Origin of the sequence: Vibrio sp. NH-UV-68 (assembly GCF_042940635.1) — a bacterium.
Taxonomy (GTDB): Bacteria; Pseudomonadota; Gammaproteobacteria; order Enterobacterales; family Vibrionaceae; genus Vibrio; species Vibrio pacinii.
Genome location: NZ_CP134975.1, coordinates 337,542 through 350,448 on the forward strand (window position 1 = coordinate 337,542; position 12,907 = coordinate 350,448).

Below are 12,907 nucleotides of genomic sequence, written 5' to 3' on the forward strand. Positions count from 1 at the left end.
TTATTATCTCATCACTTTGATCTTACTCTTCTTCCGCCATAAAGGCTTCGAGCAAGTCGTTTAAAAACAGTTTACCTTTCTCGCTAATTTGCCAGTGTGTCTTGGTTTGATTGAGGTATCCCATCTCAATTGCCCAGTTAATGGTCGGCTCAATCGAGCTAAATTCAAGCCCAGTCGTGTCAAGAAAATCTTGTTTTGGGCAGGCTTCCATCAGGCGAAAGCGGTTCATAAAGAACTCGAAAGGCCTATCTTGCGCCGCAACTTCTACCTCACTATTTAGGTATGGCTTGACCATATTATCAAACGCTGCGAGGTAGCCTCTAGGGTGTTTGATTTTGGTGGTTCGTATAATGCGCCCATCAGTGAAACTCAGCTTTCCGTGCGACCCGCAACCAATGCCTAGGTAGTCACCAAAGCGCCAATAGTTGAGATTATGCTGACATTGATAACCGGGTTTGCTGTAGCCGGATATCTCATATTGCACATAACCAGCCGCCGCCAGTTTTTGATGCCCTTGTTCAAAAATATCCCATAAGTCGTCGTCATCAGGCAAAGTCGGCTGCTTGTAATAGAACAGGGTATTAGGCTCAATGGTTAACTGATACCAAGAGAGGTGCGGAGGATTGAGTGCAATCGCTTGGTCTAAATCGCTTAGCGCTTGTTCAACCGATTGATCCGGTAAACCGTGCATAAGATCGAGGTTAAAGCTGTTTAAGCCAATTTGATGGGCTAATTTGGCCGCATTGACGGCTTCTTCCTGACCGTGAATCCGACCTAGTCTGATAAGCTTTTGTTGCTCGAAGCTCTGTACACCGATAGAGATGCGTGTCACTCCAGCGCGGCGATAACCTGCAAAACGCTCTGCTTCGATGGTACCAGGGTTGGCTTCCATGGTGATTTCGATTGCGGGCTTGAACGGGATGCGCTGCTCAATGCCTTGTAGCAGATCTTCAATACCTTGAGCCGAGATAAGGCTTGGCGTTCCGCCACCAATGAAAATGGAGTGCAGTGGGCGCGAGTTCGCATTTAATTGGTAACGTTCAATGTCATTATCTAAATCTTGCAGTAACGCAGCGATGTAGGCTTGTTCTGGAATCTCCGCTTTGAGCTCGTGTGAGTTGAAATCACAATAGGGGCACTTTTGTACACACCACGGGATGTGTACATAAAGGCTCAAATCAGGGGGAGTTAGCTGGCCCATTATTGTTGCTCGGCAAGGATCGCAAACAACTGTTGTAGCGCTTTACCACGGTGTGATAGCTGCTTTTTACGCGCAGGTTCGAGCTCGGCAGAAGCGCAGTTGTCTTCAGAAACATAAAACACAGGATCATAGCCAAAGCCATTTTCGCCGTGTGCCTCAGTGAGTATACGGCCTTGCCACTGACCATGGCACACAATCGGTGTCGGGTCGTTTTCGTGGCGCATCAGAACCAACACGCAGTGAAAACGCGCTGTACGTTTCTCTTCAGGTACATCTTGCATTGCTGCAAGCAACTTATTGAGGTTTTGTTGATCGGTCGCGTCTTCTCCTGCATAGCGCGCCGAGTAAATACCTGGTGCGCCATTCAGGGCGTCGACTTCAAGACCTGAGTCATCGGCAATCGCTGGCAAGCCGGTTTGCTGTGCTGCGTGGCGTGCTTTGATAATGGCATTCTCGATAAAGGTGGTGCCAGTTTCAGCGGCCTCAGAAATGTTGAACTCGCTTTGCGCCACGACATCAAAACCAAAATCGGCCAATAAGCCGGCCATTTCACGAACTTTACCTTGGTTACCAGTGGCTAAAACAATCTTGCTCATGGGGATTCATCTCCTAATGCGCGCGGCATTACTCTTCTACATAAAATTTCTGGCTGAACTTTAATCTTCCCGTGCCTTTAATGCCAGCATTAACATCGATATCAAAGGTCAGTCGTTCTTCGTCAGAGATAGGAAACTCGGCGAGGTAGTAAATCGCGTCACCTTCTTTGACTTCTTTAAAACTCAGTTGGCGAGTTTGACCAATGAGATTTTTGCTGCTGCCAGAGATGGTCGCTGTGGTTGCAGGTTTGCCTACTTGAGAGTTATCGAGCACGCTGATATTCAGAATCGCCGAGTAGCCATTGCGTTTAAGTTGATAGCTGCGGGCAACTTGGGCGGTTAAAAACGTCGAGTTGAATGCCGAGTAGTGGACCTCGACATCTTTGATTGTTTTGAATTGGCCTGCCCATGCGGGCAGTGTCAGCGTTGTGACTAGCAATAATACCAACCATTGTTTCATGGGATTTCCTTGTGTTGCGTTGCTATGGGAGATGCCAAAAGAAAAGCCATCATAGGATGGCTTTAATCTCTGCTGGAATCGTACTTGGTGAGCTAATCCTGACTTGTTTATGCCGTCCTAGCTGACCTTTTTCTATGTTGATTAACCCTTTGGCCACTTTAAATTGCTTGGCGAGGAACTTACTTAAATGAGCATTTGCTTTGCCATCTACCGGCGGTGCGGTGATGGCGACTTTGAGCTCTTCGCCATGCTCACCAACGATTTTGTCTCGGCTGGCTTTCGGTTGAATATAGAGGCGAAGTACTAAATCATCGCCATCAAACCAAGCCGCTTGAGACATTATAGTTGATGCCAAACTGGGCCGATCAAATCGCCCATTAAGAAGTTGGCAAACTGCAATACAATAAACAGCACTAGGACACTGAGGTCAAAACCGCCCATCGCCGGAAGGATGCGACGAATTGGCGCTAACATCGGTTCAGTCAGTTGATGGAAAACATACTCAACTGGGCTGCGACCTTGGCTTACCCAACTTAAAATTGCGCGCAGCAATAATACCCAGAATAGTAACCCGCCGGCGGCTTTAAGCAATGAAAGCATGCCGAGCAGTAAAAAGTCGGCACTGAATGAAACCGAACCGCTCGACGCAATCAAAATAAGGGCAACAAATTTAAGCACACACAAGACGTAAGCGAACAATACTGTGGCCAAATCGAGACTTCCCACTGATGGGATCACGCGGCGCAGCGGAGCGACCACGGGTTGTGTGACTTTGACAATGAACTGAGAAAACGGATTGTAGAAATCAGCCCGAGCCGCTTGCAGCCAGATCCGTAAGATCACCACCATGATGTAGAGATCAAACAGGGTGGATATCAGAAAACTCATTGAATTCATAGGTGACCCTTATTTTCTAGAGCAACATGCTCTGACAATTAAAATAGTTTTTCCATCTCTTCGGCGCGTGCCACTGCAGCTTGCATTGCTTTAGCGACTATATCCGAAAGTTGATGATCGTTGAATGTTCTTAGTGCTTCGGCGGTTGTTCCGCCTTTAGACGTCACGTTTTCACGCAGCGTCGACAATTCTGTCTCAGGATTCTCAACCACCATACTCGCTGCGCCAAGCGCGGCTTGTTGCACTAACTGGCGCGCCGTCGGTTGGTCAAAGCCTTGTGCAATCGCTTCAGCTTGCATTGCTTCCATAAATAGGAAGAAATACGCTGGTGCGCTGCCGGCTGCGGCAATCACATTGTTAATTCCTGATTCGTGCTCGACCCAGCACACTTTACCTACTGCTTGCATCAGTTGCGCTGCAAATGATTTGTCTTGCTCTGCGACATGCGCCGGAGCAAACAGTCCGCTCATCCCCAAACCCAGTTGAGAAGGGGTATTTGGCATCACGCGCACCAGATTGAGCTGGCCATTCAGCATCTGATTCAATCGTTCGCAGTTGATACCCGCTGCAATTGAAATGACCAGTTTATTGCTAAAATCGATAGCTTGCAGCGGTTTGCACACATCGGCCATCATCTGCGGTTTTACGGAGAGAACCACCACATCGGCTTGTTGTGCAGCCTGTAGATTGTCGCTGGTGGTGTTAATACCAAGCTGCTGCTCAAGCGGCAAACGTCGCGTTTCAGACGGCGCCGTGGCAGTAATGAGTTCTGCTGGGTATCCATCAGAAACGAGGCCAGACACAATCGCACTAACCATATTTCCTGCACCGATAAAGGCAATCTTCTTGTGTTCCATGGGTGACTCTATCCTTAATTACTTAGGTTTTTGTTGCTCAATTCGTTGCACCAGACTCTATTAGTTCGCGCTCGAATAGTCACGAGCACCAAAAATAGCGGTACCAATACGCACCATGGTTGAGCCCGCTTCAATCGCTGCTTGCATATCGCCACTCATCCCCATCGATAGTGTATCGATATTTTGCTCTGGGAAGTGCTGAGTCAGCTTATGTTTTAACTGTGCCAATTGATTGAATGCTGCCAGCTGTGACTGATAGTTGCCCACATTGGCAGGAATCGACATCAGTCCTCTTAACGTGAGGTTTGGCAGAGAAGAAATCAACTCTGCAAGCTGAAAGATTTCATTATCACTGATACCTGATTTCGACGTCTCACCACTGGTGTTGACTTGGATAAGCACCTGTAGTGGCGGCATCCCTTGTGGGCGTTGGTCATTTAAGCGCTGCGCTATCTTGGCGCGGTCCACGGTATGGACCCAAGCAAAGTTTTCCGCCACATGGCGTGATTTATTCGACTGAATCGGACCAATAAAGTGCCATTCTAATGCTAATTCTGGGTGGTGTTGATTGAAGTAAGCCACTTTATCGGCCCCTTCTTGGACGTAATTCTCGCCAAAGGCGCGTTGACCTGCTTGAGCGGCCTCGAGAATTGCCTCCACCGGTTTCGTCTTGCTCACCGCGAGAAGTTGCACTGTGTCTAGACTGCGTCCACACTTTTGTTGTGCGCTTTCAATCTGTGAGGTGATCTGTTCAATGTTTTGTTGAATACTAGTCATAGCAGATTTTACTTAAGGATTTTAAATGGATATCACTGAGTTACTGGATTTTAGTGTAAAGCATAATGCGTCAGATCTACATCTTTCTGCTGGAGTATCTCCTATGGTGCGGATTGATGGGGAAGTTCGCAAGCTTGGTGTACCACCTTTTAGCCATTCAGACGTGCACCGTTTAGTGTTTGATATCATGAATGATGCTCAACGTCGTGAGTTTGAAGAACGTCTTGAGGCTGACTTTTCCTTTGAACTGTCAGATGTCGGACGTTTTCGCGTCAATGCGTTCAACCAATCACGCGGCTGCGCGGCGGTGTTTCGTACTATCCCAACCGAAATTCCTACCTTAGAGCAACTGGCAACGCCACAAATTTTTGAAAATATTGCCAATATGGAGAAAGGGTTAGTGCTGGTTACGGGGCCGACAGGATCGGGTAAATCGACGACGTTAGCGGCCATGGTTGATTACATCAATCGTAACCATAATAAGCACATCCTCACCATCGAAGATCCGATTGAATTTGTCCATAGCAACAATAAATGTTTGATTAACCAACGTGAAGTACACCGAGACACGCACAGTTTCAGCAATGCATTGCGCAGTGCACTGCGTGAAGATCCGGATGTGATCCTCGTGGGTGAGTTGCGCGATCAAGAAACGATCAGTCTGGCGTTGACGGCGGCGGAAACGGGCCACTTAGTGTTTGGCACGTTGCATACCAGTTCAGCGGCGAAAACCATCGACCGAATTATTGATGTCTTCCCTGGTAGCGACAAAGAGATGGTGCGTTCAATGTTGTCTGAATCTCTTAAAGCGGTCATTGCGCAAAAGCTGATTAAACGTATTGGTGGTGGCCGGATCGCCTGTCATGAGATCATGATGGCGACCCCTGCGATTCGTAACTTGATCCGTGAAGATAAGGTCGCGCAAATGGTCTCCGTTATTCAAACGGGGGCAGCACATGGTATGCAAACGATGGAGCAAAATGCCAAAAAGTTGATCGCTCAAGGTATGGTTGAACAAACCGAAGTGGCGAAAAAAATCGATATTGAATCGAGCATGTTTTGATAGAGGCCAAGATGGATATTGATACCTGCCTGCAACGAATGAACGATGATAAAGCTTCGGATCTTTATTTAACAGTTGGAGCGCCTATTTTGTATCGTATTGATGGTGAGTTGCGCGCTGAAGGTGAAGCTCTCAATCAAACACAGCTTGAGGCGCTGCTCAACACTATGATGGATGATCAGCGTCAACATGACTACGTGACCACTCGTGAAGCTAACTTTGCCATTGTGCGTGATTACGGCCGTTACCGAGTGTCAGCCTTTTTTCAACGAGAGTTGCCCGGTGCGGTGATTCGTCGGATAGAAACCACCATTCCGACGATCGAGCAGCTTAAATTGCCACAAGTGGTCAAGGATCTTGCGCTCGCCAAGCGAGGATTAGTGCTGGTGGTGGGCGCAACCGGGTCAGGTAAGTCAACCACGATGGCTGCTATGACGGGCTACCGTAATACAAGTCGCAGCGGACACATATTGACGGTGGAAGATCCGATAGAGTTTGTTCATCCGCATCACCAGTGCATTGTGACCCAGCGAGAAGTGGGGCTTGATACCGAAAGCTATGAGGTGGCGCTAAAAAACTCATTGCGCCAAGCGCCAGATATGGTTGTGATTGGTGAGATCCGTAGTCGTGAAACCATGCAGTATGCGATGATGTTTGCCGAAACTGGCCATCTCTGTTTGGCGACGTTGCATGCCAACAATGCCAACCAGGCTTTAGAGCGTATTCTCCATTTGGTGCCCAAAGAGCAAAAAGAGCAGTTTTTGTTTGATCTGTCGATGAATTTACGTGGTGTGATTGGCCAACAATTGATTCGTGATAGCCAAGGGCAAGGTCGTCACGGTGTATTTGAAGTGTTACTGAATACGCCGCGGATGGCCGATTTAATTCGTCGTGGTGATCTGCATGAGCTGAAAGCTGCGATGGCAAAATCGACCCAAAGTGGTATGCAGACTTTTGACCAAGCGCTGTATCAGCTAGTAATCGAGGGTAAGATTGACGAACAAGAGGCGATGCACAGCGCCGACTCGGCCAATGATTTGCGCATGATGATTAAGACTCAGCGCGGGACAGGTTTTTCGTCGGGGAGTTTAGCCGATGTGAAAATCGATATGGATTAGGTCATATAACAGAACGCTGTACTGCGAGGCTTAATTGATGGTAAAACAGAAGGGTAGACAGTCATGTCAACCCTTCAAACATTTCTCGCTAACCGTACTGCGCCTCAAACCAGCTTTCCAGAATGACCACCGCAGATTGGCAATCAACATTACCTTTGCTGAGCGCCCTATAGCCACCCATTTCGAACAGATCAGCACGTGCCTCTGTGGTAGAGAGGCGCTCATCGTGTAGCTCTACCGACACGCCAAAGCGACCATGAAGGCGGTTGGCAAACTTTTTTGCCCTCGGCGTAATCGTCTCAAGATCGCGGCCATGTAGATCAGTGGGTAAGCCGACGACTACTAAATCAGGCTGCCACTCTTTGAGCTGTTTTTCTATTTCATCCCAGTTTGGAATGCCATCGTTGGCTTTAAACGCTTTCAGTGGCGAAGCCGTCCCAGTGATCTCTTGGCCGATGGCACTGCCGATGCTTTTTGTGCCATAGTCAAAAGCCATAATTGTTCTAGACATTGTCTTCTTTCTTGTAGTTAACGTGGCTGCTGGTTAAGCGTGACCAATCTGACTCGACAACTGTGCGACATCAATGCCGAGCATTTGCACTGCTTTTTGCCAACGTTCATTGATTGGAGTATCGAACATCACATTGGGATCCGCTTCAACGGTAAGCCAGGAGTTTTCTGACAGTTCAATCTCTAATTGACCTGGCTCCCACCCTGCATAGCCAAGCGCCACAATGTAATGGTTGGGCTCTGCTTCTGTGCCTAACACGCCCAAAATATCCTTTGAGGTGGTGACAAATATCTGGTCAGTCATTTTAATGCTCGACTCATACTCATCTTTCGGTTGGTGGAGAATAAACCCACGATCTTCAGAAACAGGACCGCCGTTCAAGACCGGCTTGTCTAAGCTCTCGGTGAGTAATTTAGGATGCGCCGACTCTACGTCGACTTTCTCTAACATTTTACCGATGGTGATATCGATGGGAGTGTTAATCATCAAACCCATAGCGCCCTCTTCATTGTGTTCACACACATAAATAACGCTACGTTGGAAGTAGGGATCTTTCATCCCTGGCATAGCCACTAAAAAATGATTGGTTAAATTCATAGAGACTCCCGCAGAAAGTAAGGGCAACTATTGACGTTGCCCTAATCATTATTTGGCTTTTAAGCGACGCTCGATGGCGTCCATTAACTTGCCAGTAATTGACACATCAAATGCAGCTTCAATCTCACGAATGCAAGTTGGGCTGGTCACATTGATTTCTGTCAGTTTGTCACCAATAACGTCGAGACCTACAAAAATGAGTCCTTTTTCTTTAAGTGTAGGCGCTACAGCCTCAGCGATCTGTTTATCTGTCTCACTTAATGGTCGCGCTTCACCTGTGCCACCAGCCGCCAGATTGCCGCGGGTTTCGCCTTTCGCTGGAATCCGTGCTAGGCAGTAGGGCATAGGTTCGCCATCAACCACCAGAATACGCTTATCACCGTTACTGATATCAGGGACGAAAGTTTGCGCCATCGCGTAGTTTTGGCCGTGATTGGTCAAGGTTTCGATGATCACCGAAACGTTAGGATCGTTCTCTTTAACGCGGAAAATAGATGCGCCGCCCATGCCGTCGAGTGGTTTGAGGATCACATCACCGTGCTCTTCACGGAATGCTTTAATTTTTTCGGCTTTACGCGTCACTATGGTGGTTGGAGTGAGTTCAGGGAACCACGCCGTGAACAGCTTTTCGTTGCAATCACGCAAACTTTGCGGCTTGTTGACGATCAACGTACCTTGTTCTTCTGCACGCTCGAGAATGTACGTGGCGTAAATATACTCGGTATCAAAAGGAGGATCTTTGCGCATTAATACTGCATCAAGTTGAGACAGTTCGATGGTTTGTTCTGATTTGAATTGATACCAGCCGTTTGGATCTTCTTTAAGCTCAACAACTTTGGTATCGGCAATCGCCACACCTTGATCAAGATGAAGATCGCTCATTTCCATGTAATGGATTTCGTAGCCGCGGCGCTGGGCTTCAAGCATCATGGCAAAGCTTGAGTCTTTCTTGATGTTAATGGACGAGATAGGGTCCATTACGATGCCTAGTTTGATCATTCTATGTGTTCTCCGTTTAGCCGAGGTCGCCGAAGCGAACTTGCAGGGCGGTAATTGCTGTCAGAGCCGCAGTTTCAGTGCGTAATACGCGTGGGCCGAGTAGCGTCTCTTCGAATTGATAGTCTTGCGTCATGTCGATCTCTTCACTGGATAATCCCCCTTCAGGACCAATCAAGAGACGAATTTTTTCAACGGGTGTCGGCAGTGTATTGATCGAATACTTGGCCCGAGGATGCAAGTTGAGCTTTAGTCCATCGAATGTTTCGCTGCACCACTCTTCGAGCGGCATGATAGGGCGAATCACGGGTACCGTGTTGCGTCCGCATTGTTCACAGGCGCTGATGGCGATCTTTTGCCATTGGATGAGTTTTTTCTCAAAGCGTTTTGGATCTAGCTTGACGCCACAGCGCTCTGAGATCAAAGGCGTAATCGTGTTTACACCAAGCTCGACCGACTTTTGAATAGTAAACTCCATTTTATCGCCGCGTGAAACCACTTGGCCTAAATGCAAATCAAGCGGGGATTCGCTGCTGCGCTCGATGCGCTCTGTGAGTTCTACTTCAACCGACTTTTTGCTGACTTCGCTAATCACTGCTGGAAATTCTGCCCCACTGCCATCAAATAACAACACTTGTTGGCCCTCTTTCATGCGTAACGCGCGTCCGATGTGTCCGGCTGCATCATCACTGAGCATAACTTTACCCAATTGGGAGAGGATTTGTGGGTGATAAATTCGAGGGATTCGCATTGTTTTTCGATTTCCAGCAAGAGAATTGATTACCCTCTAACATGGATGCTTTGTCGTGAAAAAACAAGGGTTCAACTGCGTTTCCAGTTAAGAATTGCAAACTCTATTTGGTGTTATAACGTTAGGCCCCCTAGGGCGCCATAACGGTTGCGATTGCGTTGTACGACAAAAGTAGGTTTTTCGTGTTCGCACACGGATTGAATGAGCAAAAATGGTCGGTTCCAAGTCAGTATGGATTAGGAGAGTTGCTTGCCAGTAAAGCTCAAGGATTTCTGGCACTGCTGGCAGTGATAACTGGCTTGATTGCGCATGACTTTATTGTGACGTCGGATCGACAATGGGTGATGGCGACAGTGACAGCGATATTCGAAGGTTTTGCCTTGTACAGAAGCCACCTCGAAGTCATGAGTGGTTTTTGCTGGTAGATTAAAAACTGTTCCCATCACGCCTTGCCACTCTTTACCGTGCGGTCTTACGCGGCCATATACTTGGTAAGTAATCAGGTGGGCGACTTCATGCGGGATCACCTCATCGAGGAATGCCGCTTGATTTTCAGTAAATAAAATGGGGTTAAGACGAATCTGATTGAGTTGCAGATACGCTTTGCCTGCAGTTTTGCCGCGTAATTTAAAATTTAGGCTAGGGACGGCAAAAGTGCGCTTAAATGTTATTTGAGCGGTTGCAATACAGCGAGCAATCACCTTTGTTGCCCGATACTCCAATTCTTGATCTATGGTTGGCTGCACAAAAAATCGCCCCTAATCATCGTTATCAGGGGCGAATCATATACCGGATTAAACCTCAGTGCGACTTAAGGGTGATGCTTCTTTTTAATGATTTCATGGTACGCGTGCCATGTGGCATAACCTAAAATTGGCATAGTAAATAGCATGCCAATACCGTAAGTGGCAAAGCCGACCAAGATACCGCCACAGATAAGCGCAGCCCAGACAATCATGGCGGAAATATTCGATTTGACCGCATTGAAGCTTGAGAAAACCGCAGTCATCACATCAACGCGTCGTTCCATCATCAAAGGAATGGAAAAGGCTGAAATGCTGAATACGACACAAGCTAAGATTAATCCGACCAAAGAGCCAATGACTAAGAAGGGCATAAAGTCAGTCAGAGGGGCACCTTGCACCGAGGGGTATAGGGCGTGAAGCAAAGCGGCAATCCGCATCCAAAAAATCATACAGACCGCCAACATCACGGCAAAGGCCCATTGCGACGTCGAGTTACGGCCAATGGCTTTCATCGAATGCAGCAAACTTGGTTTGTGGCCTTTTTCTCTTTCCCAACTCGCATCATACAAACCTAGTGCTAGGAAAGGCCCAATTAACATGTAAACAACCAGGCTTGGCATCACCACTAGATGGGTGCCTTGCCATTGGACTAATAAAACGATGCCGATCGCGGCTGCCATAAAGCACAAACCGTAGAAGGCACTGATGAGCGGCATACGCACAAAGTCATGCAGACCAAGTGATAGCCAATGAAACGGGGCAGAGATACTGACTTGATTACACTGAACCGTGCGAGCGTACTCTGTGTCTTTCACTTCGTCTTGCTTAGCGTCGAAATTATCTGGATTCACCGTACGAGGCATACATCCTCCTTGATCGATTCTCTAACTACACCAACAGATTTAAGTTGTCAGTGAACGAAACTCGATGCCCGGCTTGGCGACGTCATAAGCGGTGCATCAGTTAATAATTGTTTACGAATGGAAACGCAACATCGATTGCTTTCGTTAACATATTTTTAACTATTGACCGCTTGGTGAGAAAATACAAATTTCTTAATGCATTTTTGCGCAGATAAAAAAAGCGCCTGACAGGTCAGGCGCTTGGAATGTTAGTTGGCTTAGGGCTTACTGAGATTACTTAAGACCTGCGAACTCGCGTAGTTGCGCAGCTTTGTCAGTCGCTTCCCAAGGGAACTCTTCACGGCCAAAGTGACCATATGCAGCTGTTTTCTTATAGATTGGCTGAAGCAGATTCAGCATCTCTTGCAGACCATATGGACGTAGGTCGAAGTGCTGGCGCACAGCTTCGATGATGATCTCTTGAGACACTTTCTCTGTGCCAAACGTTTCAACCATGATCGACGTTGGATCAGCAACACCAATAGCGTAAGAAAGTTGTATTTCACAACGATCAGCTAGGCCAGCAGCAACGATGTTTTTCGCTACGTAACGCGCGGCGTATGCTGCTGAGCGGTCAACTTTTGATGGATCTTTACCAGAGAATGCACCACCACCGTGACGAGCTGCGCCGCCGTAGGTATCAACAATAATCTTACGACCAGTTAGACCACAGTCACCCATAGGACCACCGATTACAAAGCGACCCGTTGGGTTGATGAAGAATTTAGTCTCTTTATTGATCCACTCTGAAGGCAGTACTGGCTTGATGATCTCTTCCATTACCGCTTCACGAAGGTCTGGTGTCGAGATTGAATCACAATGCTGAGTTGAAAGTACTACTGCGTCAATGCCAACGATTTTACCTTGGTCGTATTGGAACGTAACCTGAGATTTTGCATCTGGACGTAGCCAAGGAAGGGTGCCGTTCTTACGGACTTCCGCTTGTTTTTGCACCAGGCGATGAGAGTAAGTGATTGGCGCAGGCATCAGAATTTCAGTTTCGTTGGTCGCGTAACCGAACATAATACCTTGGTCACCAGCACCTTGGTCTTTTGGATCTGCTTTATCAACACCTTGGTTGATGTCTGGTGACTGTTTACCGATAGTGTTCAGGACTGCACAAGAGTCAGCGTCGAAACCCATGTCTGAATGGACATAGCCGATGTCACGCACAGTTTGACGAGTCAATTCTTCGATATCGACCCATGCAGATGTTGTGACTTCACCACCGACCATGACCATACCGGTCTTGACGTAGGTTTCACACGCAACACGCGCTTTAGGATCTTGCTCTAAAATCGCATCAAGAACAGCATCAGAAATTTGGTCTGCAATTTTATCCGGATGACCTTCTGATACCGATTCAGAAGTAAACAGGTGCTTAGCCATGTGAGCTCCACTTTAATTTACATTAGGGTTCCGATTCGAGTTCAGA

16 protein-coding genes are annotated in these 12,907 nt (G+C 47.5%); 2 read left to right on the forward strand and 14 right to left on the reverse strand.

Annotated features, from left to right (window positions below):
* Positions 1-22: 22 nt before the first annotated feature.
* From hemW to ViNHUV68_RS01705, 7 genes are read right to left on the reverse strand one after another with little or no spacing between them, the layout of a single operon-like run.
* Positions 23-1,201, reverse strand: coding sequence for a radical SAM family heme chaperone HemW (gene hemW, locus ViNHUV68_RS01675; protein ID WP_391089019.1), 1,179 nt, complete (start codon positions 1,199-1,201; stop codon positions 23-25).
* Positions 1,201-1,797, reverse strand: a complete 597-nt coding sequence (locus tag ViNHUV68_RS01680) for an XTP/dITP diphosphatase (protein WP_391089021.1) — start codon at positions 1,795-1,797, stop codon at positions 1,201-1,203. Before ViNHUV68_RS01680 ends, hemW begins: the two co-directional genes overlap by 1 nt.
* 28 nt (positions 1,798-1,825) lie before the next feature.
* Positions 1,826-2,257, reverse strand: a complete 432-nt coding sequence (locus ViNHUV68_RS01685) for a DUF4426 domain-containing protein (RefSeq protein ID WP_038173639.1) — start codon at positions 2,255-2,257, stop codon at positions 1,826-1,828.
* Between the two features lie 49 nt (positions 2,258-2,306).
* Positions 2,307-2,597 (reverse strand): DUF167 family protein YggU, encoded by a 291-nt coding sequence (gene yggU, locus ViNHUV68_RS01690; protein ID WP_038173640.1) that lies wholly within the window; start codon positions 2,595-2,597, stop codon positions 2,307-2,309.
* The gene (locus tag ViNHUV68_RS01695) at positions 2,597-3,154 is read right to left on the reverse strand and encodes a YggT family protein (protein ID WP_038173643.1); all 558 of its coding nucleotides are present in this window, start codon (positions 3,152-3,154) and stop codon (positions 2,597-2,599) included. The genes yggU and ViNHUV68_RS01695 overlap by 1 nt, the downstream gene beginning before the upstream one ends.
* A 38-nt stretch (positions 3,155-3,192) precedes the next feature.
* Positions 3,193-4,011 carry a pyrroline-5-carboxylate reductase gene (gene proC, locus ViNHUV68_RS01700; protein WP_391089024.1) on the reverse strand — a complete coding sequence of 273 codons (819 nt, stop codon included), beginning with the start codon at positions 4,009-4,011 and terminating at the stop codon, positions 3,193-3,195.
* A gap of 60 nt (positions 4,012-4,071) precedes the next feature.
* A complete protein-coding gene (locus ViNHUV68_RS01705) occupies positions 4,072-4,788 on the reverse strand; it encodes a YggS family pyridoxal phosphate-dependent enzyme (RefSeq protein ID WP_038173645.1) in 717 nt (238 codons plus the stop codon).
* Positions 4,789-4,813: 25 nt separating this feature from the next.
* Here ViNHUV68_RS01705 and ViNHUV68_RS01710 point away from each other — a divergent pair, with 25 nt between their 5' ends.
* Positions 4,814-5,851, forward strand: a complete 1,038-nt coding sequence (locus ViNHUV68_RS01710; protein WP_391089026.1) for a PilT/PilU family type 4a pilus ATPase — start codon at positions 4,814-4,816, stop codon at positions 5,849-5,851.
* Positions 5,852-5,862: 11 nt separating this feature from the next.
* On the forward strand, positions 5,863-6,969 hold the full coding sequence (locus ViNHUV68_RS01715; RefSeq protein WP_391089028.1) for a PilT/PilU family type 4a pilus ATPase: 1,107 nt from the start codon (positions 5,863-5,865) through the stop codon (positions 6,967-6,969).
* Positions 6,970-7,057: 88 nt separating this feature from the next.
* Here the strand turns inward: ViNHUV68_RS01715 and ruvX are convergent, their stop codons facing one another.
* From ruvX to metK, 7 genes are all read right to left on the reverse strand, one after another.
* Positions 7,058-7,480 (reverse strand): Holliday junction resolvase RuvX, encoded by a 423-nt coding sequence (ruvX, locus tag ViNHUV68_RS01720; RefSeq protein ID WP_038173649.1) that lies wholly within the window; start codon positions 7,478-7,480, stop codon positions 7,058-7,060.
* A 33-nt stretch (positions 7,481-7,513) separates the two neighbouring features.
* Positions 7,514-8,077, reverse strand: coding sequence for a YqgE/AlgH family protein (locus ViNHUV68_RS01725; protein WP_038173650.1), 564 nt, complete (start codon positions 8,075-8,077; stop codon positions 7,514-7,516).
* 48 nt (positions 8,078-8,125) lie between these two features.
* On the reverse strand, positions 8,126-9,076 hold the full coding sequence (gshB, locus tag ViNHUV68_RS01730; RefSeq protein ID WP_038173651.1) for a glutathione synthase: 951 nt from the start codon (positions 9,074-9,076) through the stop codon (positions 8,126-8,128).
* A gap of 16 nt (positions 9,077-9,092) precedes the next feature.
* The gene (gene rsmE / locus ViNHUV68_RS01735; RefSeq protein WP_391089031.1) at positions 9,093-9,824 is read right to left on the reverse strand and encodes a 16S rRNA (uracil(1498)-N(3))-methyltransferase; all 732 of its coding nucleotides are present in this window, start codon (positions 9,822-9,824) and stop codon (positions 9,093-9,095) included.
* 236 nt (positions 9,825-10,060) lie between these two features.
* Positions 10,061-10,558, reverse strand: a complete 498-nt coding sequence (locus ViNHUV68_RS01740; RefSeq protein ID WP_391090235.1) for a SprT family zinc-dependent metalloprotease — start codon at positions 10,556-10,558, stop codon at positions 10,061-10,063.
* 77 nt (positions 10,559-10,635) lie between these two features.
* Positions 10,636-11,433, reverse strand: a complete 798-nt coding sequence (locus ViNHUV68_RS01745) for a DUF2189 domain-containing protein (RefSeq protein ID WP_391089032.1) — start codon at positions 11,431-11,433, stop codon at positions 10,636-10,638.
* Positions 11,434-11,706: 273 nt separating this feature from the next.
* Positions 11,707-12,861: a methionine adenosyltransferase gene (gene metK, locus ViNHUV68_RS01750; RefSeq protein WP_038173656.1), complete on the reverse strand. Its 1,155-nt coding sequence runs from the start codon at positions 12,859-12,861 to the stop codon at positions 11,707-11,709.
* Between the last annotated feature and the right edge of the window lie 46 nt (positions 12,862-12,907).

Bases quoted from the DNA above. Each gene is read 5' to 3' on its own strand.
- hemW (WP_391089019.1), bottom strand. From the start codon at position 1,201: ATGGGCCAGCTAACTCCCCCTGATTTGAGCCTTTATGTACACATCCCG.
- ViNHUV68_RS01680 (WP_391089021.1), bottom strand. From the start codon at position 1,797: ATGAGCAAGATTGTTTTAGCCACTGGTAACCAAGGTAAAGTTCGTGAA.
- ViNHUV68_RS01685 (WP_038173639.1), bottom strand. From the start codon at position 2,257: ATGAAACAATGGTTGGTATTATTGCTAGTCACAACGCTGACACTGCCC.
- yggU (WP_038173640.1), bottom strand. From the start codon at position 2,597: ATGTCTCAAGCGGCTTGGTTTGATGGCGATGATTTAGTACTTCGCCTC.
- ViNHUV68_RS01695 (WP_038173643.1), bottom strand. From the start codon at position 3,154: ATGAATTCAATGAGTTTTCTGATATCCACCCTGTTTGATCTCTACATC.
- proC (WP_391089024.1), bottom strand. From the start codon at position 4,011: ATGGAACACAAGAAGATTGCCTTTATCGGTGCAGGAAATATGGTTAGT.
- ViNHUV68_RS01705 (WP_038173645.1), bottom strand. From the start codon at position 4,788: ATGACTAGTATTCAACAAAACATTGAACAGATCACCTCACAGATTGAA.
- ViNHUV68_RS01710 (WP_391089026.1), top strand. From the start codon at position 4,814: ATGGATATCACTGAGTTACTGGATTTTAGTGTAAAGCATAATGCGTCA.
- ViNHUV68_RS01715 (WP_391089028.1), top strand. From the start codon at position 5,863: ATGGATATTGATACCTGCCTGCAACGAATGAACGATGATAAAGCTTCG.
- ruvX (WP_038173649.1), bottom strand. From the start codon at position 7,480: ATGTCTAGAACAATTATGGCTTTTGACTATGGCACAAAAAGCATCGGC.
- ViNHUV68_RS01725 (WP_038173650.1), bottom strand. From the start codon at position 8,077: ATGAATTTAACCAATCATTTTTTAGTGGCTATGCCAGGGATGAAAGAT.
- gshB (WP_038173651.1), bottom strand. From the start codon at position 9,076: ATGATCAAACTAGGCATCGTAATGGACCCTATCTCGTCCATTAACATC.
- rsmE (WP_391089031.1), bottom strand. From the start codon at position 9,824: ATGCGAATCCCTCGAATTTATCACCCACAAATCCTCTCCCAATTGGGT.
- ViNHUV68_RS01745 (WP_391089032.1), bottom strand. From the start codon at position 11,433: ATGCCTCGTACGGTGAATCCAGATAATTTCGACGCTAAGCAAGACGAA.
- metK (WP_038173656.1), bottom strand. From the start codon at position 12,861: ATGGCTAAGCACCTGTTTACTTCTGAATCGGTATCAGAAGGTCATCCG.